The sequence below is a fragment of the Rossellomorea sp. FM04394 genome (assembly GCF_041889765.1).
Taxonomy (GTDB): domain Bacteria; phylum Bacillota; class Bacilli; order Bacillales; family Bacillaceae_B; genus Rossellomorea; species Rossellomorea aquimaris_B.
The window spans coordinates 2,479,417-2,504,443 of record NZ_CP168654.1; the positions used below are offsets into that span (position 1 = coordinate 2,479,417).

23 protein-coding genes are annotated in these 25,027 nt (G+C 38.8%); 7 read left to right on the forward strand and 16 right to left on the reverse strand.

Translation table 11 applies throughout. The annotated features are described in order from the left end of the window. The first annotated feature begins 51 nt into the window (after positions 1-51). On the forward strand, positions 52-792 hold the full coding sequence (gene yidC, locus ACCB35_RS12405) for a membrane protein insertase YidC (RefSeq protein WP_374057011.1): 741 nt from the start codon (positions 52-54) through the stop codon (positions 790-792). Between the two features lie 39 nt (positions 793-831). Here yidC and ACCB35_RS12410 read toward each other — a convergent pair whose 3' ends face one another. After that, a complete protein-coding gene (locus tag ACCB35_RS12410; RefSeq protein WP_374053985.1) occupies positions 832-2,010 on the reverse strand; it encodes a D-alanyl-D-alanine carboxypeptidase family protein in 1,179 nt (392 codons plus the stop codon). Between the two features lie 255 nt (positions 2,011-2,265). On the opposite strand from ACCB35_RS12410, the gene ACCB35_RS12415 reads away from it, so the two are divergent. Further along, the gene (locus ACCB35_RS12415) at positions 2,266-2,895 is read left to right on the forward strand and encodes a 5-bromo-4-chloroindolyl phosphate hydrolysis family protein (protein ID WP_374053986.1); all 630 of its coding nucleotides are present in this window, start codon (positions 2,266-2,268) and stop codon (positions 2,893-2,895) included. Positions 2,896-2,909: 14 nt separating this feature from the next. Continuing rightward, positions 2,910-4,052 carry a toxic anion resistance protein gene (locus ACCB35_RS12420; protein ID WP_374053987.1) on the forward strand — a complete coding sequence of 381 codons (1,143 nt, stop codon included), beginning with the start codon at positions 2,910-2,912 and terminating at the stop codon, positions 4,050-4,052. Between the two features lie 28 nt (positions 4,053-4,080). Here the strand turns inward: ACCB35_RS12420 and ACCB35_RS12425 are convergent, their stop codons facing one another. The 5 genes from ACCB35_RS12425 to ACCB35_RS12445 form a co-directional block, all read right to left on the reverse strand. Continuing rightward, a complete protein-coding gene (locus ACCB35_RS12425) occupies positions 4,081-5,655 on the reverse strand; it encodes a cation:proton antiporter (RefSeq protein WP_374057012.1) in 1,575 nt (524 codons plus the stop codon). A 490-nt stretch (positions 5,656-6,145) separates the two neighbouring features. Next, a complete protein-coding gene (locus ACCB35_RS12430) occupies positions 6,146-8,065 on the reverse strand; it encodes a nitric oxide reductase activation protein NorD (RefSeq protein WP_374053988.1) in 1,920 nt (639 codons plus the stop codon). A gap of 10 nt (positions 8,066-8,075) precedes the next feature. Next, positions 8,076-8,957: an AAA family ATPase gene (locus tag ACCB35_RS12435; protein ID WP_374053989.1), complete on the reverse strand. Its 882-nt coding sequence runs from the start codon at positions 8,955-8,957 to the stop codon at positions 8,076-8,078. A 168-nt stretch (positions 8,958-9,125) separates the two neighbouring features. After that, the gene (locus ACCB35_RS12440) at positions 9,126-10,031 is read right to left on the reverse strand and encodes a GNAT family N-acetyltransferase (RefSeq protein ID WP_374053990.1); all 906 of its coding nucleotides are present in this window, start codon (positions 10,029-10,031) and stop codon (positions 9,126-9,128) included. Between the two features lie 88 nt (positions 10,032-10,119). Beyond that, positions 10,120-10,323 carry a DUF6501 family protein gene (locus ACCB35_RS12445; protein ID WP_044336767.1) on the reverse strand — a complete coding sequence of 68 codons (204 nt, stop codon included), beginning with the start codon at positions 10,321-10,323 and terminating at the stop codon, positions 10,120-10,122. 156 nt (positions 10,324-10,479) lie between these two features. On the opposite strand from ACCB35_RS12445, the gene ACCB35_RS12450 reads away from it, so the two are divergent. Beyond that, the gene (locus ACCB35_RS12450) at positions 10,480-10,818 is read left to right on the forward strand and encodes a hypothetical protein (RefSeq protein ID WP_374053991.1); all 339 of its coding nucleotides are present in this window, start codon (positions 10,480-10,482) and stop codon (positions 10,816-10,818) included. A gap of 38 nt (positions 10,819-10,856) precedes the next feature. Here ACCB35_RS12450 and ACCB35_RS12455 read toward each other — a convergent pair whose 3' ends face one another. The 4 genes from ACCB35_RS12455 to ACCB35_RS12470 all read right to left on the reverse strand — a co-directional run bounded on the left by ACCB35_RS12455 (position 10,857) and on the right by ACCB35_RS12470 (position 15,081). Beyond that, positions 10,857-11,483, reverse strand: coding sequence for a DedA family protein (locus ACCB35_RS12455; RefSeq protein WP_044336763.1), 627 nt, complete (start codon positions 11,481-11,483; stop codon positions 10,857-10,859). 31 nt (positions 11,484-11,514) lie between these two features. Then, complete coding sequence (locus tag ACCB35_RS12460) at positions 11,515-12,345, reverse strand: GNAT family N-acetyltransferase (RefSeq protein ID WP_374053992.1); 831 nt, start codon at positions 12,343-12,345, stop codon at positions 11,515-11,517. 39 nt (positions 12,346-12,384) lie between these two features. Continuing rightward, entirely contained in the window at positions 12,385-13,254 is an 870-nt protein-coding gene (locus tag ACCB35_RS12465; protein WP_374053993.1) for a gamma-glutamylcyclotransferase, read from the reverse strand. A 186-nt stretch (positions 13,255-13,440) separates the two neighbouring features. Continuing rightward, entirely contained in the window at positions 13,441-15,081 is a 1,641-nt protein-coding gene (locus tag ACCB35_RS12470; RefSeq protein ID WP_374057013.1) for an AMP-binding protein, read from the reverse strand. 403 nt (positions 15,082-15,484) lie between these two features. Here ACCB35_RS12470 and sda point away from each other — a divergent pair, with 403 nt between their 5' ends. Further along, positions 15,485-15,619 (forward strand): sporulation histidine kinase inhibitor Sda, encoded by a 135-nt coding sequence (gene sda, locus ACCB35_RS12475; RefSeq protein WP_044336757.1) that lies wholly within the window; start codon positions 15,485-15,487, stop codon positions 15,617-15,619. A 106-nt stretch (positions 15,620-15,725) separates the two neighbouring features. On the opposite strand, the gene ACCB35_RS12480 is transcribed toward sda, so the two are convergent. The 3 genes from ACCB35_RS12480 to ACCB35_RS12490 all read right to left on the reverse strand — a co-directional run bounded on the left by ACCB35_RS12480 (position 15,726) and on the right by ACCB35_RS12490 (position 20,127). After that, the gene (locus ACCB35_RS12480; protein WP_374053994.1) at positions 15,726-15,854 is read right to left on the reverse strand and encodes a hypothetical protein; all 129 of its coding nucleotides are present in this window, start codon (positions 15,852-15,854) and stop codon (positions 15,726-15,728) included. Positions 15,855-16,025: 171 nt separating this feature from the next. Beyond that, positions 16,026-17,261, reverse strand: a complete 1,236-nt coding sequence (gene odhB, locus ACCB35_RS12485; RefSeq protein WP_044336755.1) for a 2-oxoglutarate dehydrogenase complex dihydrolipoyllysine-residue succinyltransferase — start codon at positions 17,259-17,261, stop codon at positions 16,026-16,028. 19 nt (positions 17,262-17,280) lie between these two features. Beyond that, complete coding sequence (locus tag ACCB35_RS12490; protein ID WP_374053995.1) at positions 17,281-20,127, reverse strand: 2-oxoglutarate dehydrogenase E1 component; 2,847 nt, start codon at positions 20,125-20,127, stop codon at positions 17,281-17,283. A gap of 540 nt (positions 20,128-20,667) precedes the next feature. Here ACCB35_RS12490 and ACCB35_RS12495 point away from each other — a divergent pair. Further along, on the forward strand, positions 20,668-21,180 hold the full coding sequence (locus ACCB35_RS12495; protein ID WP_374053996.1) for an Hsp20/alpha crystallin family protein: 513 nt from the start codon (positions 20,668-20,670) through the stop codon (positions 21,178-21,180). 25 nt (positions 21,181-21,205) lie between these two features. Here ACCB35_RS12495 and ACCB35_RS12500 read toward each other — a convergent pair whose 3' ends face one another. Genes ACCB35_RS12500 through ACCB35_RS12510 form a run of 3 tightly spaced genes read right to left on the reverse strand, consistent with a single transcriptional unit; the run spans position 21,206 to position 23,450 of the window. Then, positions 21,206-22,615 (reverse strand): ATP-binding protein, encoded by a 1,410-nt coding sequence (locus tag ACCB35_RS12500; protein ID WP_374053997.1) that lies wholly within the window; start codon positions 22,613-22,615, stop codon positions 21,206-21,208. Then, entirely contained in the window at positions 22,612-23,292 is a 681-nt protein-coding gene (locus ACCB35_RS12505) for a response regulator transcription factor (protein ID WP_374053998.1), read from the reverse strand. Before ACCB35_RS12505 ends, ACCB35_RS12500 begins: the two co-directional genes overlap by 4 nt. A 32-nt stretch (positions 23,293-23,324) precedes the next feature. Further along, positions 23,325-23,450 (reverse strand): hypothetical protein, encoded by a 126-nt coding sequence (locus ACCB35_RS12510; protein WP_262481760.1) that lies wholly within the window; start codon positions 23,448-23,450, stop codon positions 23,325-23,327. Between the two features lie 197 nt (positions 23,451-23,647). Between ACCB35_RS12510 and ACCB35_RS12515 the strand changes: the two genes are divergently transcribed. Beyond that, positions 23,648-24,868, forward strand: coding sequence for an MFS transporter (locus ACCB35_RS12515; protein ID WP_374053999.1), 1,221 nt, complete (start codon positions 23,648-23,650; stop codon positions 24,866-24,868). Positions 24,869-25,027 lie beyond the last annotated feature (159 nt).

The window sequence follows — 25,027 nt, forward strand, 5'->3', positions numbered from 1 at the left end:
TGAAGCATTTATACAGAGGAGGAATAATCATTGAAAAAAATTACATTCATCATGCTCTTGTCACTATTAACTCTTTCAGGGTGTCAAAGTGCAACAACTGAGGGAGCGTTTTTTCACGACTATATTGTTAACCCATTTTCGTTTCTCATCCATGAAATAGGGACCTTCCTGGGTGGAAACTTTGGTCTTGCGATCATTGTCATTACACTTCTTATTCGTCTCGTTCTTCTTCCATTTATGCTTAACACGTATAAAAATCAACAAGAGATGAAAGGGAAAATGGCTTTACTCAAACCAGAAATGACGGAAATTCAAAAAAAGATAAAAGAAGCGAATGATAAAGATGAACAGAAGAAACTGCAACAAGAAATGATGATGCTTTACCAGAAACATGGAGTGAATCCTCTTAATATGGGATGTTTACCTTTGTTAATTCAAACACCCATATTGATCGGGTTATACTATGCAATCCGGTCATCATCTGAAATCGCAAGCCACTCCTTTCTATGGTTTAATTTGGGACAGCCGGATTATATTATGGCCATTATCGCTGGGGTGGTCTATTTAGCCCAGGCTCGGGTATCTTTAATAAATATGCCTGCAGAGCAGCAGGCCCAAATAAAAATAATGAGCTATCTTTCGCCCATGATGATTTTTATTTTTTCATTTAATGCGCCAGCCGCCTTACCCCTATATTGGACAGTTGGAGGGGCATTTCTCATCTTACAAACGCTGATTGGTAAGACTCTTTATCATCATCAACCATCTTTAGAAAAACAAGAAAGTCAATGAAAAAAGGGAGCCCAAGGGCTCCCTTCTTCCATTTAAGGGTTATTTCTTTACAGATCCTATTCGAACAATGGAAATTCCTATAATGAAAAGCAAAATCATGTATATAAAAAACGGATAAAAGAGGATTTGTTGACGTAACTCATCTTGGAAAAATAATTCTGTGCTTTTGCTCGAAGCAACTGCGTTTTTCTGTTTTACGGGAGATTTTATCACAGGATTGAGCTTTGTTGAAGCCATTTCTTCCTGCTCTTCATTATATAGTGTTAATATTCCATTTCGATCCAGGCTCTCAGTAATCTTTCCATTCTTAGGCCGGGTATATTGGAAATCCTTATTAAGCTTAAAGGAAGTATCCTCATATTGAAAGACCGTATCCTTTGGAATATGGCTTCTAGTGAAACTGTTTAATCCATAATCAAGTAGTTTTCTGGTATCTGAGTAGGTGGCTCTCTTCGACTGAGCTTTCATCGTAACAGTGACCAGAGAAAGATTATTATTTTCAGCGGAAGTCACTAGCGTATGTTTGGATTCGTCAATAAACCCATTCTTCCCTCCGGTCACTTCCGGATAAGGAAGTTCTCCTTTCACCATTTTATGATGATTATAAAGAGTAGTCTTCCATCCCTCAGTCGACCAATCTATGGATTTCAAATTAAATAGCTCTTGAAATTGTTTGTTCTTTAAAGCGTAGCTGGTAATCACCGCCATATCATAAGCCGTTGTATAGTTATTCTTACCGAACAGTCCATGAGGGTTTTCAAAATTTGTTTTCTCTACGCCAATTTCTTTTTTCAGAAAAACGTTTAATTTTTCCACAAATTGCTGAACGGATCCCTCAGTGTGTTCAGCAATGGCAACCGCTGCATCATTACCGGAGTTGACCATCAACCCCTGAAGTAACTGCTCCAAAGAAACCATTTCACCTGCTTCCAAGTAAACGGTGGAGCCTTCTGTATTACTTGCTTTCTCACTTATTACCACCTTGTCATCAAGGTTTGCATGCTCGATGGCATAAATAGCTGTAGCAATTTTTGTAATACTTGCAGGGTTCATTCGTTTTGTCGAATTTTTCGAGTACAATATACTATTTGTTTTAGAATCTATAATAATAGCCGAATCACTAAATAAGTTTTTAGGTTTTTTTACATTATTTTCTTGAGCTGATACGATAGAGGTAGAGAAGCAGAAGAAGATCAGCACAATGAACCATTTTTTCATATATCCACACACCTGTCTTGTCAATGTACTAAACCATTCTACCAAAAATATTTCTTCTTTAATCATGAATGTGCGAAATGTTAAGAAATTGAAAGAATGATGTCAATTCCTGACAACTTTTCAGCCTGGGTAATAAAAATGGGTACAACATTTCCATTTCACCTTCATTTACAATAAAATAAGAGTATGAATATGAAACCTTTTTGCACATTAAATCGTACTTAACGTAAGCATCTTTAATAAGGGGTAGATGAAATGAATACATTTCTTCAATTTTTAGTAAGAACAATCATCTCATTCAGTATAGGGACCAGTAGTTTTATCGCCTACTTACTCCTATTTGACTTAGGATTTCCTCTTACATTCTTGTCAAGTCTCGGTACGGGTATTCTTCTTTTCTTCGTCGTAAAGGGACTGCAAAAGAGATGGTGGCTGAAAAAAAATGGACTTTCCTCACAGGAATTTCGATATATTAACAAGAATTTAAAAGAAGCGAAAGAAAAAGTAAAACGCCTTCAAAAACAACAGTTAAGGGTTAGGTCACTTGGGGCCTTTAAACAGATCCTCGAATTGAACAGATTGAGCAGAAGAATTTATCAACTCGTAAAGAAAGAGCCAAAAAGATTCTTTTATGCAGAATCATTTTTCTTCTACCATCTGGATTCAGTTGTTGAAATTACAGAAAAATATACATTCCTTGCTGCACAACCCGGGAAAAACAAGGAAGCATTCTTATCACTTCAACAAACCCGTACAACACTTGATGACCTGACAGGGTCATTGGAAAAAGACCTGCAAAACGTACTGGCTAATGATATGGATACACTCCAGTTTGAACTAAACTTTGCCAATCAACATTTATCTCATAAAAAAGACTTAAAATAGATATCGGAGGTTTTATGATGGAGCAACGAAATGAACAATCTGAACTGGACCTGCTGCTTTCCAACCCGTTTGGAGATGAAATGCCTGCTGTAAGTGAACAGACAAAGTCTCCTTTGCTACTCGACCGCTTACCAAAAGAACAGCAGGAAAAGGCAAAACAATTGGCGGCGCAGATTGACTATAAAGACTATGAAGCGATATTAAAATATGGAACTGCCGCTCAGACCCAGCTATCCACTTTCTCCCACTCCATGCTCGATCATGTACAAAAACGGGACATCGGTCCAATTGGCGATGTGTTGGGAGATTTAATGAAAAAGCTCGAGCAAATGAATCCGGATGAGCTTAACACCAAGCAAAAAGGTGTTTTCAAAAAGCTATTCCGTAAAGTCTCTTCTTCCCTGCAGGAGGTCCTTTCCAAATACCAAAAGATCGGCTCACAGATCGATCGCATTTCTGTCAGACTAGAACATTCAAAAAAGACCCTGCTTGATGACAATCGACTATTGGAAACCCTGTATGATAAAAATAAAGACTATTTTCAAGCCCTGAATATGTATATTGCAGCAGCTGAAATTAAACGTGAAGAGATTCAACATACACTTCTTCCTTCATTACGCAAGAGGGCGGAAGAAACGGATGACGAGTTAATTTACCAGGAAGTCAATGATACGATGCAGTTTCTGGATCGGTTGGATAAACGTATTCATGATTTGAAGCTAAGTAGACAAATGACCATTCAGTCTGCCCCCCAAATACGCCTAATTCAAAATACGAACCAGGCACTGGCAGAAAAAATACAGGCTTCGGTGCTCACAGCCATTCCTCTTTGGAAGAATCAAATTGCCATAGCACTGACTCTTCTGAATCAGCAAAAGGCTGTAGCCGCTCAGAAACAGGTTTCGCGCACCACCAATGAGCTCCTTCTGAAAAATTCAGAGATGCTTAAAACAAATAGTATTGAAACTGCGAAAGAAAATGAACGTGGAATCATTGATATTGAAACGTTGAAGAAAACACAGGAAAACCTTATTTCCACCATTGAAGAAACATTGGCCATACAAGCAGAAGGACGCCAGAAACGTCAGCAGGCAGAACAGGAAATGGTCACGATGGAAAACGACTTAAAACAAAAACTCATTGAAATCAGAAAGTAAAAGAGGAGCCGATTTGGCTCCTCTTTTACTATTTTTCCTCATTATGAACAATGCTATCGGTTATATCATCATATTCTTTTTCAGCGATGGAGCTTGTGATGATTTCTTCTTTTTCCAGTTTTGCAACGGCCTCATATTCTGCGTATAATGCGTGTTTTCTCAGTGTCGTAAGCTGATCTGCTTTTATGACTGGATTTTGTTCAAATAAATCATCCAACTGAGCTTTTAGCATATCAATTCTTTTTGTATACGTATCGATAAGCTCATTTGATACAGGATCTGTAATATAGAGCTTTTGTTTTACCCTATGGATTTCACCAATGGCTGTTTCATATCTGTGTAGTTGACTGAGCAATTTTTCAAATTCTGCATGTCCCTCTTCCTTTGGTTTAATGCCTAATACATTGATCAGTGGTTTAATCGTTAATCCTTGAATGACAAGGCTGAATAATACCACACTGAATCCAAGAATAAGGACGTCTTCCCTGCCCGGAAAGTCTCTTGGCAGGCTAAGTACCAATGCAATGGATAGCGACCCTTTCAAACCTCCCCAATTCAAAATATGCTTCCATTTATGAGGAAAATTCCCAATGAGAGATAGACTTGTATAGACGGCAATACTTCGTGCCAAGAGTACTAAGACAATGGCTGCGAAAATATAAGGCCACTTTTCAACTAGGTCAATCCTTGTTATTTCAAGGCCGACCATTAAAAAAACGAGGGAATTGGCCAGTAATGCGGCTACATCCCAAAAGCTATTAATATTCAACTTGGTCGTAGGACTCATACCAATTTTCCCGCCATAATTACCGAATATAAGAGCAGCGATTACGACCGCGATTACACCTGATGCATGGACACTCTCTGCAAGGAGAAATGAACCATAAAACAAAATCACACTAAAAATAATTTCCAAGGGATAGTCATCGAAGTACTTCGTTAAAACGGAAAATGCATAACCGAGGGAACTTCCAATTATGACACCCAGGGAAACTACCCGGATGAACTCCCAGACGCCACTCCCAAATCCCGCCCAGCCTGCATCAATATAGGATAGTAAATAATAAGCTGATATATTGAACAATACAACGGCTAAACCGTCATTAAATAAACTTTCGCCTTCAATGACAACGGCCAACCTTTTCTTTACTCCTACACTCTTGAATATAGATAGTACACTGACAGGGTCTGTCGCACTCATCAATGCCCCAAAAACAAATGCTGCCGGAATGGGAAAGTCAAAGAGGTAATACGCTGAAAAGCCGATAATTAAGAACGAAATGAATGTTCCTCCAAAAGCCAAGGCAATAATCGGCTCCTTGTTAGCACGCAGATGAGTGAAAGGCAGCTTCAAAGCAGCTTCTCCCAAAAGCGCTGGTAAAAATAATGTGATAATGACGAAATTAAATACTTCCCCTTCTGTTATAAAATCCTTGAGGGGCTCAAGGACTGGTATATTGAACAACCCGATAAGGGCACCTACAATAACAAGTGCAATTGGATACGGCTGTTTGAATTTCTTGGCTATCGCCGTTATGCCTGCTGCGATCATCACTAAAATAAGTCCCAGTTCAAAAATATGGTGCATATCCAACTCATGCATAATCACCGTGACCTCCCTTATTCTATAAATTTTTCCTCATCTTATTATTCATTAACCTTCCCTTTGTCATGAATACAACTCGCATTTATATGATTTTCACCATACAAAAAAGAATGACCTTCTACGATAAAGTGAGAATAGTCATTCTTTTTATTATACATTTTTTTCCTATTTTTCGAACATAACGAATTTTTCACCTACAGATTTTTAGCAAACCATGGTTGTTTCTTACAGGTTCTTTTTTGCCTCCATCCTTTTAGATTTAAGATATGATTCATTCTGTGATACTCTTGAATCGCCGCATTCATATCAGAAATATTGTTCATCCTACCCATCCCCTTTAATGTTATTACTTTTAGTATATTGCAGGGAAAGGGGAACCGAATGAGATGGATGATTGATTTTGTTTCAGTCTAAGGACTGATTTGAATTGCTCCTCCCCAAAAAAAGACGACTACATGTTTCCCATGTAATCGTCTTGGTTCTTCTTCTATATACTTTTATACAGAAGCTTTCGTAATAAAGGAAACAACACCTCAGGGAGTTCTTCTACATCTGATACAATAATGCTGTAATTCCCATATATATTCTGAATGGTTTTTCTTTGCCCCTCATCTATCTCGCCGTTCGCTAAAAAGACGTTGATGACTTCTATCCCTTGTTTTCTTGCGTCTAATACAGCCTCATGGGTATCAACAATCCCGTTTTGCTCATAATCCATGGCTGCTGGCTCACCATCTGAAAAAACAAGAAGGAATTTCTGTTTTTCGTTCCGTTTAACAATCCGTTCTGTCATTAACCGAATGGCAAAGCCATCCCTATTATCTTCTTCAGGCTGGAGCTGCATGATTTCTGAACCACTGTTAGGTTTTAAGGAAGAATAGAAATCCAGTACAGGATTCATATAATTGGGTTGACTGGTCTTTGTCGCCCTGTTAGTATCTTCCCAGAATCCCACTACCTCATGTGGTACACGAACCGATTTTAATGATTCATGAAATAACGTAATCCCCTGCTTCGTTTGATCCATTTTGTCATACATCGAACCTGAACAGTCCACTAATAATGAGAAAACAGCATCTATTTCAGATGAAGGGTTTTGCTTTTTATAGAAAAGTCTTGGGTTATCATCTGTGATAAAGCGCAATAATTTTTTGTTCAGCCTGCCGAAGTGCAAATCACTTCTAGGCTGAATTCGCTTATGCTCCAATGTTTTCTCGATCATTTTCTGAAGTTTCTTTTGATAAGGAGCAATTATTCCTTTGTTTAGGTTATACAAGTGCTTGTCTTCTGAAGTAGGAACTGTTGGTGAAATAAAGTGAGGTACAGCAAACCGATTGTCCTTTCCATACTCAGCTTCCCCTCCACCAAGTTCTTCTCTTTCTTGCTCCTGTGCCTTCACATTTTGATACTGCTCCTGCTCCGTTTCTTTGGCTGAGCCCTGTACCATAGCCATTGCCTGATCCCCATCATCTCCTTCACGGACACCTTCGCCCATAAGATCGGATTGAGACCCTTGATCTAAGTCAAACTGAAGGAATGACTCCCCTTTGTCACTCGTTTCCCGGTGCCAAGTTCGGAATTCTTCATCTATCACTTCTTCCTCCCCTGTGCTCTCTTCTTCCAACACATCCTGATTAGCAAGAGGATCTTTTCTTTTTAAATCGTCAAATGTTTCAGTAAACATTTCCTCAGTGTCATATACATCTTCTGGTAGATGGAAGTATTCATTTAACATATCTTTTTTAACAATCTCATCTATTACTTCTACCATTTCCAAGCAAATTCTTACCACATCTTTTGTGTTACAGGTTTCAAAGAAGCGGGTGATTTGCCGATGCAAAAAGGGCATTGCTAAATCAATATCCTCATTTATCAGAACAGGTTCTTCTAATGGAGATTGTGCATGGAGAAGAAGGAATATAGAATTAAATAATGCATCTGTAAAAACACTTTTCGTTATATTTACTTTAAGTTGTGCTTCGAAATGCTGGCGATATAATTTTCTTCTCGTTTCAAATGACTTCTTTGTTCCGGGACGCTTTGATTTACAGATTTCCTCTAAGCGAGCCTCTTCACCGATGACAAATAGCTGCTTGGCAAATCGGGGAACAGACGTTGCTTTCACCTTCTCAATATAACCGATAACCTCTTCGTTCATGGTTTCATGAAGATTACCGATCGTCCTTAAATAAATATCACTTTTCAATCCATGAATTTCTTCTTCTTTTTTCCGGTGATCCCAAAAATGACTGACATAAACCGTTCCTTCTTTATAATCCAGATAAGAAAACGGTCCGTATTTCAAGTTCATGTCGGCATTTTTGGAAAGTGTTTTCGTCAAATCAGCCATTTCCATCACTAAAAAAGAGTCAATGGTTTCATCATTAAATTGGATAAATCGATGCATTACATGTCCCTCATTCAAATAATGTTTCAGCTATATTTTGAATAGCCGCCTTTTCTCGTTCGTCTTCCAGTTTATCAACGATTCCACGTTTTATAGCCCTTTTTGCCGGCAAGTAAACGGCTAAATCACAGGCATCTAAAAGAGCACGTATGGATGCCGCTTCTTCTGAAATCTGACCATTTTTCACTTGAACCAATAAATCCGAAGACAGAGCTACAAACTGAGTAATAAGCTTAGAATCGGACAGCTTGCTTTGACTTTCAATCACACTCTTTAACGTTTCCCCTTCGATATACGGTACATCGATTACAACAAAACGATTTTTTAGTGCTTCATTTAATGGAACTGTGCCTACATATCCTTCATTAATTGCCGCTATCACACCGAATGTTGGCGCGGCTTTGACTATTTCCCCTGTAAATGGATTAGTTATACTTCTACGGTAATCCAACACACCATTTAAGATCGGCAGCGTTTCAGGCTTTGCCATATTGATTTCATCAATATAAAGAAGATGCCCATTTTTCATCGCTTGAATAACAGGCCCTTCGACGAATTCAATGACGTTTTTTCCGTCTCTTTCGCTGATTGTTTTATAGCCCAGTAATGATTCTGCATCTAAATCAACCGAGCAGTTTATACTGTGCATCGGTTGGGAGAATATGGATGACAAGGTATCTGATAGCTTCGTTTTCCCTGAACCAGTGGGTCCCTTAAGAAGAAGATTTTTCCCTAATGACAGAGAGATGATACTATCTTCAATAATATAGTCTTCACTAGCAGTATACCCCCCTTCTCCAATTAATGAAGAATGCTCAGGAGAAGAGAATAATTCTTTTCTCTCGTTTATTATATAAGTAACCGATTCTGGTAATAACCATTCAACATTCATGTTATGACATCCTTTCCATTTCACATACTAGACATTCTACATGTAATAACGCTTACACTGCAAAGGCTATGCCTAATTTTGTTTCAAAGCATTTATTTTAGTTCTGGATTAGCAACCAATTAATATCCCAAAATGTAAAAAAACACCCTATAATGGGTGTTTCAGCTTCTATACTTCTAAATCATATCGAGTGAACCCTCGATATACATACATTCCAGCATTTTGATAAACAATGGTTGCGTCTGTATAGCTATCACTGTCGACTGAAAGAGCGGCTGTCGTCATTCCTTGCTCTTTCAATTTTGAAAAAGCATAATTGAGCAAATAATGGGCGAGCCCTTTGCGACGCCACTTTTTGCGAATCCCCAAATGAGTGATTTCCCCTAATCTTGTTTCATTGTTAACCGAACAAAAGACAAAACCTACCAGGTCTTTTTCTTCTCTTAATACAAACCAGAGATCGGGGTCGAATGAGGGGCGAAGAAAACGTTTCATAAATTCATCCAGACTGGATGGATGATAATCAAAGTGGTCCGAGAACACCTCTTCAAATACCTGATGAAGACTCTCCGCTTCGGTATCGGGGTTGAAACTTGAAATACGATAAGATGAAGAGACTGATGCAACAGATAGATCTTTAAGGTCTTTTTTCATCTGAAACCAATATCGAGTTGGTGTAAACCCATGTTTCTCAAAAGCCTTTTTCTCTTTATCAAGATTTGCAGATAGGATAATGGTTTTTGAGTCCGAATTCGTTTCTTTCTTTCTCCTGGCTGATGTAAAAAGCTCTTCTGCCATCTCACCTATATAGAGCTCCATATGATCGTTAGGAAGGGCAAGGATTAACGAAGGTAAGCGGTGATCTTTTTCAGTAAGAATGGAGATAGCTACTAAATCCCCTTCATCCCAAAGCCCTCTTCGGTCAGCTTCAGGAATAGAATCCATCATTTCTTGAATATCAGCTTCACTGGTTTGAACCTCTCCATATACTTCAGTTTCATAACTCTTGAAAAGGTTATTCAGAGATGCTTGGTCCTCCATAGAAATGATTCGCTTACTAAACGAGTGTTTCATTCTCTTTTCCCCATTTGCACCATATTTTAGTAGCCATCAAAAAAGCCGGTTTCTCCTCATAAAAAGAAACCAGCCAGAAAGAAGTGGTTTATACCTCTTCAAAGTACACTTTGTAGAAGCCTCCCATTTTCCCACTCTCATCGATGACGAAGTAATACTCTTCAGATTCGTTTTTCACATCGTATTCTTTACCAATGGTTAAAACATTTTCAACTGTATATTTCTTAGCGTCCGTATGTACACATTTCACCTTTTTTCCGGTATTGTTTTCCGTCCAAGTTTTGTGAATCAATTCAATAGCCTCCTTTTTGAATATACTATGCTAATAGTATATTCTTACAAAGCTATAAGTTCAACTACTATCTCATTTGTCAGTTTTTTTATGATGTTCACATTCAACAAGGACATATGGTATATTATAGAAGGGATTTTCAGGAGAGGTTCGATTGTGATGATGAGAAGCGGATTAAGTAGAATAGGAATATTCACTTTGATTTTGATGGTTTTTTACATGAGTACCCACCGGCCTAATGAAGAACAGTTTTATATATGGCTTCTAGATGAATACAATATTGAATGTAATAAATCCATAACATGTTCAAAGAAAATTGAGGGAAATACTTACTCAACTCTTATTGAAACAGGCTCAAACATTAAAAACGGTTACTTGCTATTTAATACTATCGGTAAAATATACGAGGATGAAAATGGCTCAAGAACCACAATTAAAGCTTTGGGTATATTCGGTAAGTATTTTACTATTATGAAAGACGAACAAGACAGATAGACTGATTAAAGGAGATGACTTCTTTGATCAGTCCTTCTTTATTTTCGATAACGGACTTTTTTCCATTTCGAGGCATTATGAGTTTTTTTCAATGTCAAAACAATACTATACACGATAACCCCGATGAATAAAATGGAGAAAACAATTCCTGCCTTCACGCTCATTTCTTCCAACAATCCCTGAAAACTTTTTGGAAAGTACCTTCCAATCTGAAAATACGCAAATCCCCAAATAAAAGCAGATGGAAGCGCATATAAGAGAAACTTCATGAAAGAAATCCCTTTGGACGTTCCTGCAATATAAGGCATGAATAAACGAATGCCTGGTATAAAATAGCTGAAAGAAATCGCAAGCGGACCATACTTTTTAATCCAATTTTCACCGTTATCAATGAGTTTTCTTGATTTATCTCCCTTCATAAACCGAGAAATTAATTTAGTTCCGAAATATCGTCCATTTAAAAAGGCGAAGATTCCATAAGAGATCAATCCACTATACATAAAGAAAAAGGAGGTATACGGGTTGAAATTTCTCCATTCAGATAAATATCCCGATAGTGCAGCAGCCAGTTCATTAGGAACCGGTAATCCTAAAAAAACAATCCAGCTAAAAAGAAACATGGCGATATATCCAAATTGATCAACCAATTGTAGTAAAATATCCATCCATTGTATCACTCCATTTCACTCAAAGCGACTATTTATTCGCGCTTTCAAAACTTGCCCGGGCATTTCTATTCACTACCCAATATTGATAGGTTGAAAACGCTTGGAAGCCCAACCTCTTTAGAATGGGGGCTGAGTGGCCTACCCTGGCCTGACAGGTTACAAACCGACATTGCGCTCGTCTTGCCATTTTCAAACGATGGGCCACTAATGAAGAATATACCCCATCATGCCTTGCTTCTTGGAGCACCCCTCCTCCATTTAGGTAAAGGACTTCATGATCAGTGCTAAACCGATAATTTCCGTATCCAACGGGATGTCCTTCCTTATTGTAAGCCAGTGTGAACCCACCATCCGGTCCCCATTTCCTTATAAACTCTTTTCTTTGTTTGAAGATGACCGGCTTATCTTCTTCCCTATACCCCCATATAGAGGAACTGATTTGTACAAGATCATGGATGTGAAGATCACTTTCAACTGTAATGACTCTATGAATAGTTGGAGGGATGAATGTACTCTGATTTAGATCAAATACAAGCCCCTCATACCTCTCTTCCATTCTTCCATCCTTAGAATGGAAAAATTCCTCTTCTTGATCGATAAGCGGCTCCCTGATCCACATACTAAAGGATTCCTCCCCATAAAACGTTTCAATCTCTTTCCATTGCTCTTGAAGTTCATTCATGTTGTTCGCAATGAATTTTGGTACCTTATTGGCAAATACATTTTTCAACTGTCTATTTTTAATGGCAACGATTCCATCACTGTGTAAACTAACCACTTCACTGGGGATCAGTCTGTCTGGATAGTCCCAGTGATGGGATTCTATTGCAGAAAATAATGTATGATCATTTACCATCATTTCTTCTCCTCCCGGGACTCGTCCATGCATCTATTCGTCTTAGTCAAGAAGATTCTGTACCTGAACTTCTGTCATCCCTATTCCAAGTAATTGTTGCTGTAATTTTTCATGATAAGACTTGCTTACATGTGGTCGACTACCACGTAGGATCTCTTTTGCGTAATGTTCAGGTGGACACGTTTCCTCAAACTTACCTTTTACAATAAAGGTTAATACGTCGTGATAAAGCTTCCCGTCAATCTGTATGTCGATTAATGCTGCTCTATACCATCCAGGACCTACCCCCTCTCTTGTGAACAAGTATTCTACTGCTAGTTGAGGGATATCGTAGACTACCCCTTCCATTGTCCCTCCATCCTCGATGATATCTCCCCGGCCACCATCATGTACTTTAAAGAGATACTTCATGGAATATCCTTTTAACACTCCTGCACCAAGGCAGTTTTTAAAATGGTGATCTACTTGCGCTATTTTAAAACGCTCATCATCCATACACGAACCATACGCAAAATATAGTATTCTATCAGGCTTTTCATTTAGAAACTGATGTACTTTCCAATCTCCTGACAGAATTTCTTCCTTGAACAATTCTTCGTTCTCTGAATAATACACAAAAGCTTGCTGAGGTCCATCATCTGTGTCGACCAGCTTAAGCTTTCGTATATAAAGGTTGTCTTCACGTTCTTCTATGAAATCCTCCAACTCATCCAACGGTGATAATATACTGGAGTTAATTTTATATAATTCGCCATAAGTGGTCCCATTGCCTTCTTTCAGTGCAGGATATCCTCTTTTTGTATCGTAAAGAACACCTTCCACCCATGCTTGTTCCCTCACCAGAATAGCTTCTTTTAATAAAGAATGATTGCTTTCGTGTCTTCTTAACGTCCCATAAACAAAAACGTACACAAATAATCCCCTTCCTTTGTTTACATAACTAAATTATTGTTTATTAACGAGTGAATCTTTCCTTTATTTTATCAAATAGTCTTTGGAAATTCAGTTATATAATACTTCTATTATACTTCTATATCCGTAAGAAAAGGACATTCCCAATGAAATGGGCATGTCCTTTTTTAAGGAAGCGTTTTCAATTTATCGACTACTTTTAGGCAGAGCTGCTTCTTGCGCCTGCTCTCTTAAACGAAACTTTTGAATTTTCCCGGAGGCTGTCATTGGGTAGGAATCGGTAAACTCGATATACCTTGGAATTTTATGACGGGAAATCTTCCCTGTACAATATTCTCTGATCTCTTCTGGTGTTGACGTCTGACCTTCCTTCAAAATAATCCAGGCCATAACTTCTTCACCATAGACTTCATCAGGAATTCCAATGACTTGAACATCTAATACCTTTGGATGGGAATAAAGAAATTCTTCAATTTCTCTCGGATAAATATTCTCACCGCCTCGAATGATCATATCTTTTAATCTTCCTGTAATTCTACAATAGCCGTGTTCATCCATTACCGCTAAATCGCCAGTATGCAGCCAACCTTCATGATCTATGGCAAGCCTCGTAGCCTCTTCATTCTTGTAGTACCCTTTCATGACGTGATATCCACGAGTACACAACTCCCCCTGCACTCCATAAGGGACTTCCCGGTTTGAACCCGGCTCCACAATCTTCACCTCTACATTCGGTAAGGCTTTCCCTACCGTTTCTACCTTTAATTCAATCGGGTCATGGGTACGTGTCTGAGTAATGACAGGGGAAGATTCTGTCTGACCATAGGCAATGGTTATTTCATCAGCCCCCATTTTATCCATGACGCCTTTCATCACTTCAATCGGACAGTTACTTCCGGCCATAATTCCAGTACGCAGATGGGACAGATCATACCCATCAAAATCCGGAAGGTTTAACTCAGATATAAACATGGTTGGAACCCCATGAAGGCCTGTACATTTTTCATCCTGCACCGTTTGAAGTACCTGTTTCGGATTGAATTCCTGTAGTGGAACCATTGTAGCCCCAACCGATACACATGCAAGCGTACCCAATACACATCCAAAACAATGGAAGAATGGCACCGGGATACATAAACGGTCTTCGTTCGTCAATCTCATGCACCCGGCAATATTATAACCATTGTTTACAATGTTGGAGTGAGTAAGCATGACTCCTTTTGGAAATCCGGTCGTTCCTGACGTATATTGCATGTTGATGGCATCATGGGGTGAAAGGCTCGAAAGTCTTTCATCCAACATATCTTCCTCTACTTCATTCCCTCTGTCCATAATATCCTGCCAGCTATATGTACCTGGATATGATTTCTCTCCTAAGACAATTACATTTTTTAAGTAAGGAAGCTTTGAACTCTCCAATTCTCCGGGCTGGGACGTTTTCAATTCAGGACAAATTTCGTACAGCATGTCTATATAGGAAGCCCCCCTGAACTCTTCCATCAAGATAATCGTTTTACTGTCAGACTGCTTTAATAGGTATTCTAGTTCAGCGGTTCGATAATTTGTATTTACGGTTACCAGTACAGCTCCCATTTTGCCTGTTGAAAACTGACTAATTAACCATTCAGGAGTGTTTGAAGCCCATATCGCGATGTGATCCCCTTTATTGACCCCAAGATCCATTAACCCTTTTGCAGCTTGTCTGCACCGTTGGTTAAATTCATGATAAGTCCATCTTAACCCCCTGTCTGCGTAGACGACCGCTTCAACCTCAGGCTGAATTCGAGCTTTTTCTTCTAGTAATTCCCCGACAGTTACATGTAAAATCTCCGACAAATGAATATCCCCCTTTATCTGTTTCCTATTACAGCCTGGAACATTTTAATATATGTTGTAGTCAAAGAGGTTAAAAAATTACAGTTCCTTATGCGTGTAATATTATCATAAAAATGAAAATTTTCAAACTAATTAACCGGGATTTTCTTTTGTCTTATATCTAAAAGAATAGCTATTGACGGTAATGAGTTGACAAGTTTCTACATGACCTGTAAGGTACAACCATTTTATATAGACAAAAAACATCTTCTCTAAACCTTTTTCTACATAATAACTAAAAATACTACTTTAGACGTAATTTATGAAAAAACCCTTTTCAAATGAGGAATTTCTATGTAGAATAAATAGAAAATATAGAAAATTCTATATTTTACACATTCCTGGGAGGTTGGTCATGAAAATCTTAAGTAATGAACAGTTGGTGGCAGCTTATCGTGATGCTGAGAAACAAGGGAATGATCAAGACTGGATTTTACTTCTTAAGAAAGAAATTCGTAACCGAGGATTGAAACCTTTTAGGAAATCTTAACAGTGGGAATAAAAAATAAAACTAGCTTATCTCACCCCCTGAGATGCGATTATGGCGACAGACTCATTTTCACTTGAGTCTGTCTTTTTTCATTTTTAATCATACGTTAGTTATGCTTCTTAAACTTTGATCCATGGTATTCCTCGATTTGTTTGAATTGTTCATTATCCAGCAACCCCATTTTATGAAACAGATACGAATACTGAATCACTTTTTTTGAATTGAAGTTCTTCATTATTACATCCCCCCTTATTCATGTCCAAGAGTTTCCTTTGGCAAACTTTATTTTAGTTATCCATATTTTATTCTCCAGGTAAAAAAACGTGAAAAAAAAGCCGATCCACAATCCATTAATGGATGTATGAATCAGCCAAACATTCATCTATTCTTGTTCAATCAGGACTACTTAACCTTCAAGCAATAAATCTTCCGGATTCTCAAGTAAATCTTTCACCATTGCAAGGAATCCTACTGCTTCTTTTCCATCAATGATTCTATGATCATATGATAAAGCAATATACATCATCGGACGATTTTCCATTGTATCTTTATCAATGGCCACTGGGCGAAGTTGAATCTTATGCATTCCTAAAATACCAACTTGCGGTCCATTTAAGATCGGAGTGGATAGTAATGAACCGAATACTCCACCATTTGTAATCGTGAATGAACCACCTTGCAGATCCCCAAGAGATAATTTATTGTTTCTGGCCTTTGTAGCCAGATCCATGATTTCCCCTTCGATTTCCGCAAAGTTCTTGCGTTCACAATCGCGGACAACTGGTACTACCAGTCCATCATCAGTAGATACGGCTACGCCGACGTCATAGAATTTCTTAAGGACAATTTCATCCCCATCAATTTCAGCGTTCACATATGGGAATTTCTTAAGGGCTGCTACAACTGCTTTTGTAAAGAAGCTCATGAAACCAAGTCTAACATCGTGGTCATCAAAGAACTTATCCTTTTTACGTTTACGTAGTTCCATTACTTTACTCATATCAATTTCATTAAACGTTGTAAGCATGGCAGCTGTTTGCTGAACCTCGACTAAGCGTTTCGCAATCGTTTGACGACGGCGGGACATCTTCTCGCGAACCACTGGCTTTCCATCATCTTTTTTTGCAGGTGCCTTCTTTTCTTGAACAGAAGGTTTAGATGGAGCTTCTGCTGGCTTATTGCTATATGCTTCAATGTCCTGCTTACGAACACGGCCTAGAGGGTCTGTTGGCACATCGGAAAGATCGATACCTTTTTCACGTGCCAACTTACGAGCCGCGGGAGAAGCGATTGGACGATTTTTTTTATCCTCTTTCGCCGGTGCTGCTTCCGTTACCTCTTCTTTCTTCTCTTCCTGTTTAGGGGCAGGTGCTTCTTCTTTTGTTTCAGAAGTAGCTGGGGCTTCTCCTCCAGCACCAACAATGGCAATAACTTGACCGACTTCAACCGTATCCCCTTCATCGGCTTTCAGTTCTTGTATCGTACCTGCTTCTTCTGAAATGACTTCAACATTAACTTTATCTGTTTCAAGCTCAACGATGTATTCGCCCTTTTCCACGTAATCCCCCGGCTGTTTCAACCATTGAGCAATTGTACCTTCTGTAATTGATTCTGCTAATTCTGGAACTTTTATTTCTGCCACTGTGATGTCCTCCTCTTTCTTATCGAGTTAACGCTTCATTAATAATGCGTGATTGTTCTTTTTTGTGTACTGTTGGTTCACCTTCTGATGGACTGGAACGTCTGCGACGACCAACATAATGCACTTCAACACCTTCAGGGGCAATGTCGCGGAGTCTTGATTCTGCAAAAGTCCATGCTCCCATATTCTTAGGCTCTTCTTGAATCCATACAATTTCTTTAAGGTTTGAATATCTTTCAAGAATGGCTGATATATCACCTTTAGGGAAAGGATAAATTTCTTCTACTCTAAGAATGTGTAACCAATCTTTATCATTGATATCTTGAAGCTTCTCTTCCAAATCAATCGCTATCTTCCCACTGCACAGGACAACCCGTTCAACAGAATCAGGATTCTCACCAAGCCCTTTTTGCTCCAGGACTGAATGGAATTCTCCATGAGCTAATTCTTCAGCTGTGACAGCTGCGAATTGATTTCGGAGCAAGCTTTTCGGCGTCATGATGACAAGCGGCCTCACTTCCTCTTTTTGTAAAATGGCAGCCTGCCGTCTAAGAATATGGAAGTATTGACCAGCTGTAGAACAGTTGGCTACCGTCCAGTTATATTCTCCTCCCAGTTGCAGGAATCGTTCTAGGCGAGCACTTGAGTGTTCTGGACCTTGACCTTCATAGCCATGAGGCAGGAGCATGACAAGTCCGGTTTTTTGACCCCATTTAGCACGGCCTGCCGATATGAACTGATCAAACATCACCTGTGCCATATTGGAAAAATCTCCAAATTGAGCTTCCCAAAGAACCAGGGTTTCCGGTGCGAAGACATTATATCCATACTCATACCCTACAACTGCTGTTTCAGTGAGTGGACTGTTAAGGACAACAAACGAAGCATGACTGTCTTTCAGATTGTGTAAAGGAATGTATTCTTCACCGGATTTTTCATCATGAAGAACCAGGTGGCGTTGAGCGAATGTTCCACGCTCTGAATCCTGTCCCGTTAACCGGATCGGCGTACCATCCTTCAGGATAGAAGCGAACGCCAATGCCTCAGCATGTGCCCAGTCAATTTTCCCTTTACCTTCAAACACCTGACTTCGTCTTTTTAGGATGCGCTCAAGCTTCTTGAACACATTAAACCCTTCAGGCCATTGAAGCAGTTCATTGTTTATATCTTCAAGCTTATTAAAATCAACACTCGTATTAATTTCCGGTAAGCCATTTGCTACATACTCAGGTGGAGCAAGTACGGTGTCAGGATCATCGTCTTTTGCAGGTACTTTATCGTAAGCCGCTTTTAATTCTTCTTCGATGCCGGCATCCATTTTTTCCACATCTGCTTCTGTGACGATTCCTTCTGAGATTAATTTTTCGGCATATAGCTTTTTGACATTCGGATGGTTTTGAATGACAGAATACATTAATGGATTCGTCACCATCGGTTCATCCATTTCGTTATGACCAAAACGACGGTAGCCGATCAAATCAATGACAAAGTCTTTTCCAAATGTTTTACGATATTCATAGGCGAGCACCGCTGCAGCGAGACAAGCTTCGGGATCATCTGCATTGACATGGACAATCGGCACTTCAAAGCCTTTAGCTGTATCAGATGCATATTTGGTAGAACGAGAATCTCGGCTTTCAGTCGTGAAACCGATCATATTGTTCGCAATAAGATGGATGGATCCACCCGTATTATATCCACGCAATTGGCTCATATTTAATGTTTCAGCTACAACACCTTGTCCAGGGAAGGCAGCATCTCCGTGAATCATGATGGCATAGGAAGATTCAGGTGATTGCTCTGGATAACCTCTATCTTCACGAACTTCTTGTGCAGCACGTGTGTAACCAGCAACAATCGGGCTCACAACCTCTAAGTGACTTGGGTTATTCGCCAGAGTGACACGTGCTCTCGCTGTTGACGACTGTAGAGGTGAAATTTCACGATCAGCACCTAAATGATACTTAACATCACCTGTCCATCCAAATGTGATTCCAATTGATCCTTCTGAAGGAATCAGATCCTTGCTTGGAGCATGTTGGAATTCCGCAAAAATCATTTCATACGGTTTACCGATGACATGGGCAAGCACGTTTAAGCGCCCCCGGTGTGCCATCCCGATATTGACTGTTTTAGCACCTGATTCTACTGAATAACGAACCATTTCATCCAGTAAAGGCACCATAGAATCCAATCCTTCAATTGAGAAACGCTTTTGACCAACGAACGTACGGTGAACATATTTTTCAAATCCATCCACTTCGGCAAGTCGTTTTAACAACGCAAGTTTCTTATCGTTAGAAAGTGGAGTGAAATAGGATTCTGATTCAATCTTTTCTCTTAACCAATTCTTCTCTTCCAACTCATGAACATGTGCATATTCAAATGCCAATTTTTTAGTATAGACCTGTCTTAAATGATTGATTGCCTGCAACCCATCCTTTATGTGAGAAGGTGCATTGGGGCATAAAAAATCAACAGGTATCTGCTTTAAATCATCTTCAGATAAATTAAACTCAGTTAGTTCAATCCTTCTAGTGTCTTTGTTTCGGTCATTAAGGGGATTAATATCCGCAGCTAAATGACCATATGTACGAATATTGTCTGCCAATTTGACTGCAGCTACCATTTTGCTTAACGCAGTAGGTTGTGCTGGTAAAGTGAATGATGTATCCCCATGCTGAGCGCTTGCGATTACTTGTACGTCTTCAGCCGTAGGAGGGCCCCATTGTTCGAATAATTCTTTCAATTCAGGATCTACGTCTGTTGGATCCTCCAAGAATTGTTCATAAACCTCCATTACATATCCCAGGTTCGGTCCGTAAAACGATTGCCAAGGTTCCCCTTTTGCCGATTGTTTTTTCATTGTGAAAAACCTCCAACTATTTTGCCAGTTAGTATAATTTGGGTATCATGTATTCTTACAATTTCAAAGTCATATTTCATTATGCAAGAATAGTAATTTCAAACACATAAAAACGCTTACAAGGACATTTTATCACTGTGCAGTAGTAAGATAAAGTCTTTATAACAAATTTCTCAAAATTTTGTTTTTCGTATTATGCATATGGATATTACTTATATTCCCATAATAAATTACAAGAAAACCTTTTTGTGTATCGACTATTCTGAAATAATATTTTATTAAGCGCTTTCTCTTTCACCTTCTTGTATCCCTGATATGAGGGTACTTTTTTCATAAACCATCTTACTACTGTTACTAAAAAAAACCAAATATTTTTTGTTGTTTTTCATAAATTTTTATAGATTATAAGATTTTCAGAATGACAAATAGACCTTATGTATTTAATTTCTTCCATTTTGTAAATGAACTCATCGCCCATTCGTTGCATACAATGTAACAATTATGACGTTGGTCTATATAGATAAAAGCGAGGTGGTTCACATGTTCCCATGGAGTTTATTTCCTTTCAATAAAGACATGAAAGATCAAATGAATCAGATGAATCCAAAAGAAATGGATTCCTATATACAAGGTATGATGAAAAAAATGTTCCCGGGCGGATGGGAAGGTATGATGAATCCGAATGATATGATGAGCGGGGCGCAATCCTTTATGAATCCAATGGGCAATCAAGGGCAGAAATCCCAGCGGGGTCAGTCTTCGCCTTCTACTAATTCAATATCTGCAAACGTTTTTGAATCATTTGAGGATATTTACATCCGGTTTCAGGTTCCTAGTGAAGAGTGGATGAAGCAATTGAAAATTTTCCACACGTCGAACCAGGCAATTATCGAAAACATCCCTGAGAAGGGGGATAGACAGGTCATTACACTCCCTTGTCTAGTGAAAAAAAAGGGCGCAGAGGCTCAATACAAGGACGGCATATTAGAGCTGAAAATACCTAAGAGCATCGACATGCAATACACAGAAATAGACGTCTCAGATAAATACTGAGACGTCTTTTACTTGTAGAAAACATTTAATGAGCGTACTTAAGAGCGATGCGTATAATGGTACCTGCAGGTTCGTTCCTTAAGGCTTTAATTTCACCGTCGTAGTTTTGAATGATCTTCGATGCAATCGCCAACCCCAATCCATACCCGCCTTTTTCACGACTTCTTGCTTTATCCACGCGGTAGAACCGGTCAAAGATTTTTGGAAGATCTTCTTCTGGAATACCTATCCCTTCGTCTTTCACCTCGATCATCACTTCTTCTTCACGATTTGTTAACGTTATAACAATGTTTGAATGCTTTTCAGAGTATTTGACAGCATTATCTAACAGGATGATCATAATTTGTTCCAGATGCCTTGGCATAATAGTCACCATCGCTTTGTGATCCAATTCATCCATGCACAAAAAAGTGTGTTCTTGATGTAGAAATTTAAAGTCCCTAATAACCTTATCAACCACTTTTTGTGGATTGGCACGAGCTTTTTGAAGATCAAATGTCTCCCGGTCCGCCCTGGAGAGTTCTAACAATTCACCTACAAGCCTTTTCACTCTTTCAAGTTCTTCCAATGACACCTGTAAAGATTCTTCTAGTATCGTCGGATCTTTTTTTCCCCACCTGTTCAAAAGAGCCAGATGCCCTTCTAATACCTGTATGGGCGTTCTTAATTCATGTGATGCATCTTCAACAAATTGCTGTTGTTGCTGAAACGATTTCTCAATTTGGCTCATCATCTTATTAAATATTTGCGATAGGTCACTGATTTCATCATGGGCCTTCACAATCTCTACTCTTTCGTGAAATCCTTTTCTTTCAATGGATCTCATTGTTTCAGAAAGCTTATTTAATGGACTCACAAAGTTTCTGGCCATGAAATAGCCGATAACTGCACTGATCAAGAGGGCTAACACTCCCGTGATGGTCATCATCCAGAACAGGTTCTTCATAATCTTTTCATATCGGTTTAAAGGCTGGATAATTTCAACATATCCGTTGAATTGACTTGATCGTATCGGTGATCTTCCAATAAGCATTTGTATTCCCTCAGATTCAATGAGTGTAACAGACTTATCCCTAACAGGTTGAAAAGGAACGTAAAAAGCCGATTCATTTTCACCCCTGATTTCCAATACTTCATTCCCCTGACCACCTAAAATACGTATAGTCTGGTCCTTTTCAGCTATTTGTTTCATATAATCCCGACTATCATATATGTCCTGAAGCTGTATATTTGGCCCACTTTGTTTAAAAAACACCGTAATTTCATCCAGCACACGGCTAAAATTCTTTTCTTCTTCATCCACCATCCACTTACTGATTGCATGATATTGAAAAAAACTAAATAAGAAAAATGCGAGGAATATGGCTGATCCAGCGGCTAATGCCCACTTCACTTTAAGGGAAGAGGGTTTTAAACGATTCATGAATGTATTCATGTCCTCATCACATATCCGGTACCGCGTACAGTTTGGATATAGCTATCTTCGTCCGGTGAGTCAATTTTATTTCGTAAGTATCTTACATAAACATCCACTACGTTCGTTTCAACCTCAGTATCATACCCCCACACTTTATTGAGAAGGACTTCACGGGTTAATACAATATTTATATTTTCTAAAAAAGCGAGTAAAAGGTCATACTCCCTTTTCGTAACCTCGATTTCATGATCAAGCTTAAATACTTGCCGGGACTCCTTTAGAACGGTGATATCACGGTAATGATAAGTTGTTTGAGTAGAAGCTGCTTCATCATTTCCAGATCGTCTGAATACGGCCCTCAACCTAGCTAACAGCTCTTCAATAGCAAAAGGCTTCACAATATAATCATCTGCACCGCTGTCCAATCCTGATACACGGTCCATTACGCTATCCCTTGCCGTGATCATGACGATTGGAATAGCTTTCACTTGCCGGATTCTTCTGCATACCTCAAGTCCATTTAAATTCGGCAGCATTAGATCCAATAAGATTATGTCCCAATCCTCGTTTAAAGCTTTCTCTAACCCCCCTCTTCCATCATAGGCAAGACCCACTTGATATCCTTCATATTTAAGTTCCAGTTCAATGAACCGGGAGAGATTTTTTTCATCTTCTATGACTAATATCCTTTTCACCTAAATCACCTGCTCTAAATGCTTAATACGTCTTATTTTATTTTACTTTTGCTGAAAATAAAATCATTAAGCGCTTGAAAGATTTCAATGCCTTGATACGTCATTAATGTAATGGCAGTAAAACTGAAAAATAAAATAGGAATTATTCGAATCCACATGGTTCTTACCTCCCTTTTATCAATACTGCCATTTTCCTCCTCTTTCATTAAAATTGGGTGAGAAAGAGGTAAGGTTTTAGTTAGAAAAGATAAAAGTCATCAGTTACATAACGATATTCCAATCAAATAATTTAATAGTATGAAATTGCTCCTGTTGAAGAAAATAAATGTGTATAAATAAGAATGAGGTGCACGAAATGGAGAGTAAGAAAAAATTAGATTTACTGGCATTATCCTCTATTCCTTTAGTCATGACACTCGGGAATTCAATGTTGATCCCTGTTCTTCCTCAATTGGAAAAGGAGCTAAATATTACGGGATTTCAATCAAGCTTAATCATCACCGTATACTCTATAATTGCTATTCTTTGCATTCCAATTGCCGGTTATTTATCCGATCGTTTCGGAAGGAAAAATATTCTGATACCCAGCTTGATCATTGCAGGAATCGGTGGCCTCATTTGTGGATTTGCTTCAATTTACGGTTCGAATGCCTATATTTTTGTTATTGTAGGAAGGGTTGTTCAAGGAATTGGAGCAGCCGGTGCTTTCCCGGTCGTCATTCCTACAGTGGGAGATCTATACGAGGATGATGATCAAATCACCAAGGGATTGGGCTTAATCGAAACATCCAATACATTCGGCAAGGTGCTAAGCCCGATACTCGGTGCGTTATTTGCTGCATGGATCTGGTTTATACCATTCTTTTCCATACCTGTATTTTCAACTCTTTCGATTCTTCTGATTGTCGTCTTTGTGAAAGTTCCACCAAAAAAAGGAGAAGATGCGAAACAATCAATTAAGGAATTTGTTCATGAGGTGGGAATCGTCCTTGGGAAGGAAAAGAAATGGATTTTTGGCATCTTCATCATCGGAATCATTTCCATGTTTATCTTATTTGGCTTTTTATATTATTTATCAACCAGATTAGAGCAAGCCTATGGAATTAACGGAGTAATCAAGGGACTATATTTAGCTATTCCACTCCTTTTTTTATGTCTTACCTCCTATATAACCGGGAAGGTGATTGGTAAGAGTAAAGAGAAGATGAAGTGGGTCATCGTCTTTGGTTCCCTTATGAGTTCAGTTGCATTCCTTCCTTTGATTTTCACTGAAGGCAAATGGGTTATATTGAGTATTTTTTCTATTGCAGGAATTGGGATGGGAGCAGCCCTGCCTTGTTTGGATGCATTGATTACAGAAGGGATTGAAAAAGAACATCGTGGAACCATCACCTCTATTTACAGTTCAATGAGGTTTACAGGTGTCGCTTTAGGGCCGCCTATAGTAGCATTAATTGAACCTTTGAGTACCTTTGTCCTTTTCATTGTCCTAAGTATCCTATCCAGCCTTGTAGGAATGTTTTTCATTAGGATTCCAGAAACACCCCAACAGGCAGTCTCACCTAAAAAGGCTTAGGGAGACCTGTATCTAAAAAGGAGCTGAATCTCAGCTCCTTTTTTTCTTTACATATCCGCCTGAATAAAATAACAATATCTCTTTCTTTATTACCTCACATGTTTATTTCCATTCATAATGTGGTAGATATATCCATAAACATGATAGGGATTGTAAAGG

What these genes read in the sequence shown, in the direction of transcription:
- ACCB35_RS12510 (WP_262481760.1), bottom strand. Translation starts at nt 23,450, where the DNA reads ATGTGGATTCGAATAATTCCTATTTTATTTTTCAGTTTTACTGCCATT.
- ACCB35_RS12515 (WP_374053999.1), top strand. Translation starts at nt 23,648, where the DNA reads ATGGAGAGTAAGAAAAAATTAGATTTACTGGCATTATCCTCTATTCCT.
- ACCB35_RS12495 (WP_374053996.1), top strand. Translation starts at nt 20,668, where the DNA reads ATGTTCCCATGGAGTTTATTTCCTTTCAATAAAGACATGAAAGATCAA.
- ACCB35_RS12435 (WP_374053989.1), bottom strand. Translation starts at nt 8,957, where the DNA reads ATGAATGTTGAATGGTTATTACCAGAATCGGTTACTTATATAATAAAC.
- ACCB35_RS12480 (WP_374053994.1), bottom strand. Translation starts at nt 15,854, where the DNA reads ATGAAGAACTTCAATTCAAAAAAAGTGATTCAGTATTCGTATCTGTTT.
- ACCB35_RS12440 (WP_374053990.1), bottom strand. Translation starts at nt 10,031, where the DNA reads ATGAAACACTCGTTTAGTAAGCGAATCATTTCTATGGAGGACCAAGCA.
- yidC (WP_374057011.1), top strand. Translation starts at nt 52, where the DNA reads ATGCTCTTGTCACTATTAACTCTTTCAGGGTGTCAAAGTGCAACAACT.
- ACCB35_RS12455 (WP_044336763.1), bottom strand. Translation starts at nt 11,483, where the DNA reads ATGGATATTTTACTACAATTGGTTGATCAATTTGGATATATCGCCATG.
- ACCB35_RS12430 (WP_374053988.1), bottom strand. Translation starts at nt 8,065, where the DNA reads ATGCATCGATTTATCCAATTTAATGATGAAACCATTGACTCTTTTTTA.
- ACCB35_RS12415 (WP_374053986.1), top strand. Translation starts at nt 2,266, where the DNA reads ATGAATACATTTCTTCAATTTTTAGTAAGAACAATCATCTCATTCAGT.
- ACCB35_RS12500 (WP_374053997.1), bottom strand. Translation starts at nt 22,615, where the DNA reads ATGAATACATTCATGAATCGTTTAAAACCCTCTTCCCTTAAAGTGAAG.
- sda (WP_044336757.1), top strand. Translation starts at nt 15,485, where the DNA reads ATGAAAATCTTAAGTAATGAACAGTTGGTGGCAGCTTATCGTGATGCT.
- ACCB35_RS12420 (WP_374053987.1), top strand. Translation starts at nt 2,910, where the DNA reads ATGATGGAGCAACGAAATGAACAATCTGAACTGGACCTGCTGCTTTCC.
- ACCB35_RS12490 (WP_374053995.1), bottom strand. Translation starts at nt 20,127, where the DNA reads ATGAAAAAACAATCGGCAAAAGGGGAACCTTGGCAATCGTTTTACGGA.
- ACCB35_RS12460 (WP_374053992.1), bottom strand. Translation starts at nt 12,345, where the DNA reads ATGATGGTAAATGATCATACATTATTTTCTGCAATAGAATCCCATCAC.
- ACCB35_RS12425 (WP_374057012.1), bottom strand. Translation starts at nt 5,655, where the DNA reads ATGCATGAGTTGGATATGCACCATATTTTTGAACTGGGACTTATTTTA.
- ACCB35_RS12410 (WP_374053985.1), bottom strand. Translation starts at nt 2,010, where the DNA reads ATGAAAAAATGGTTCATTGTGCTGATCTTCTTCTGCTTCTCTACCTCT.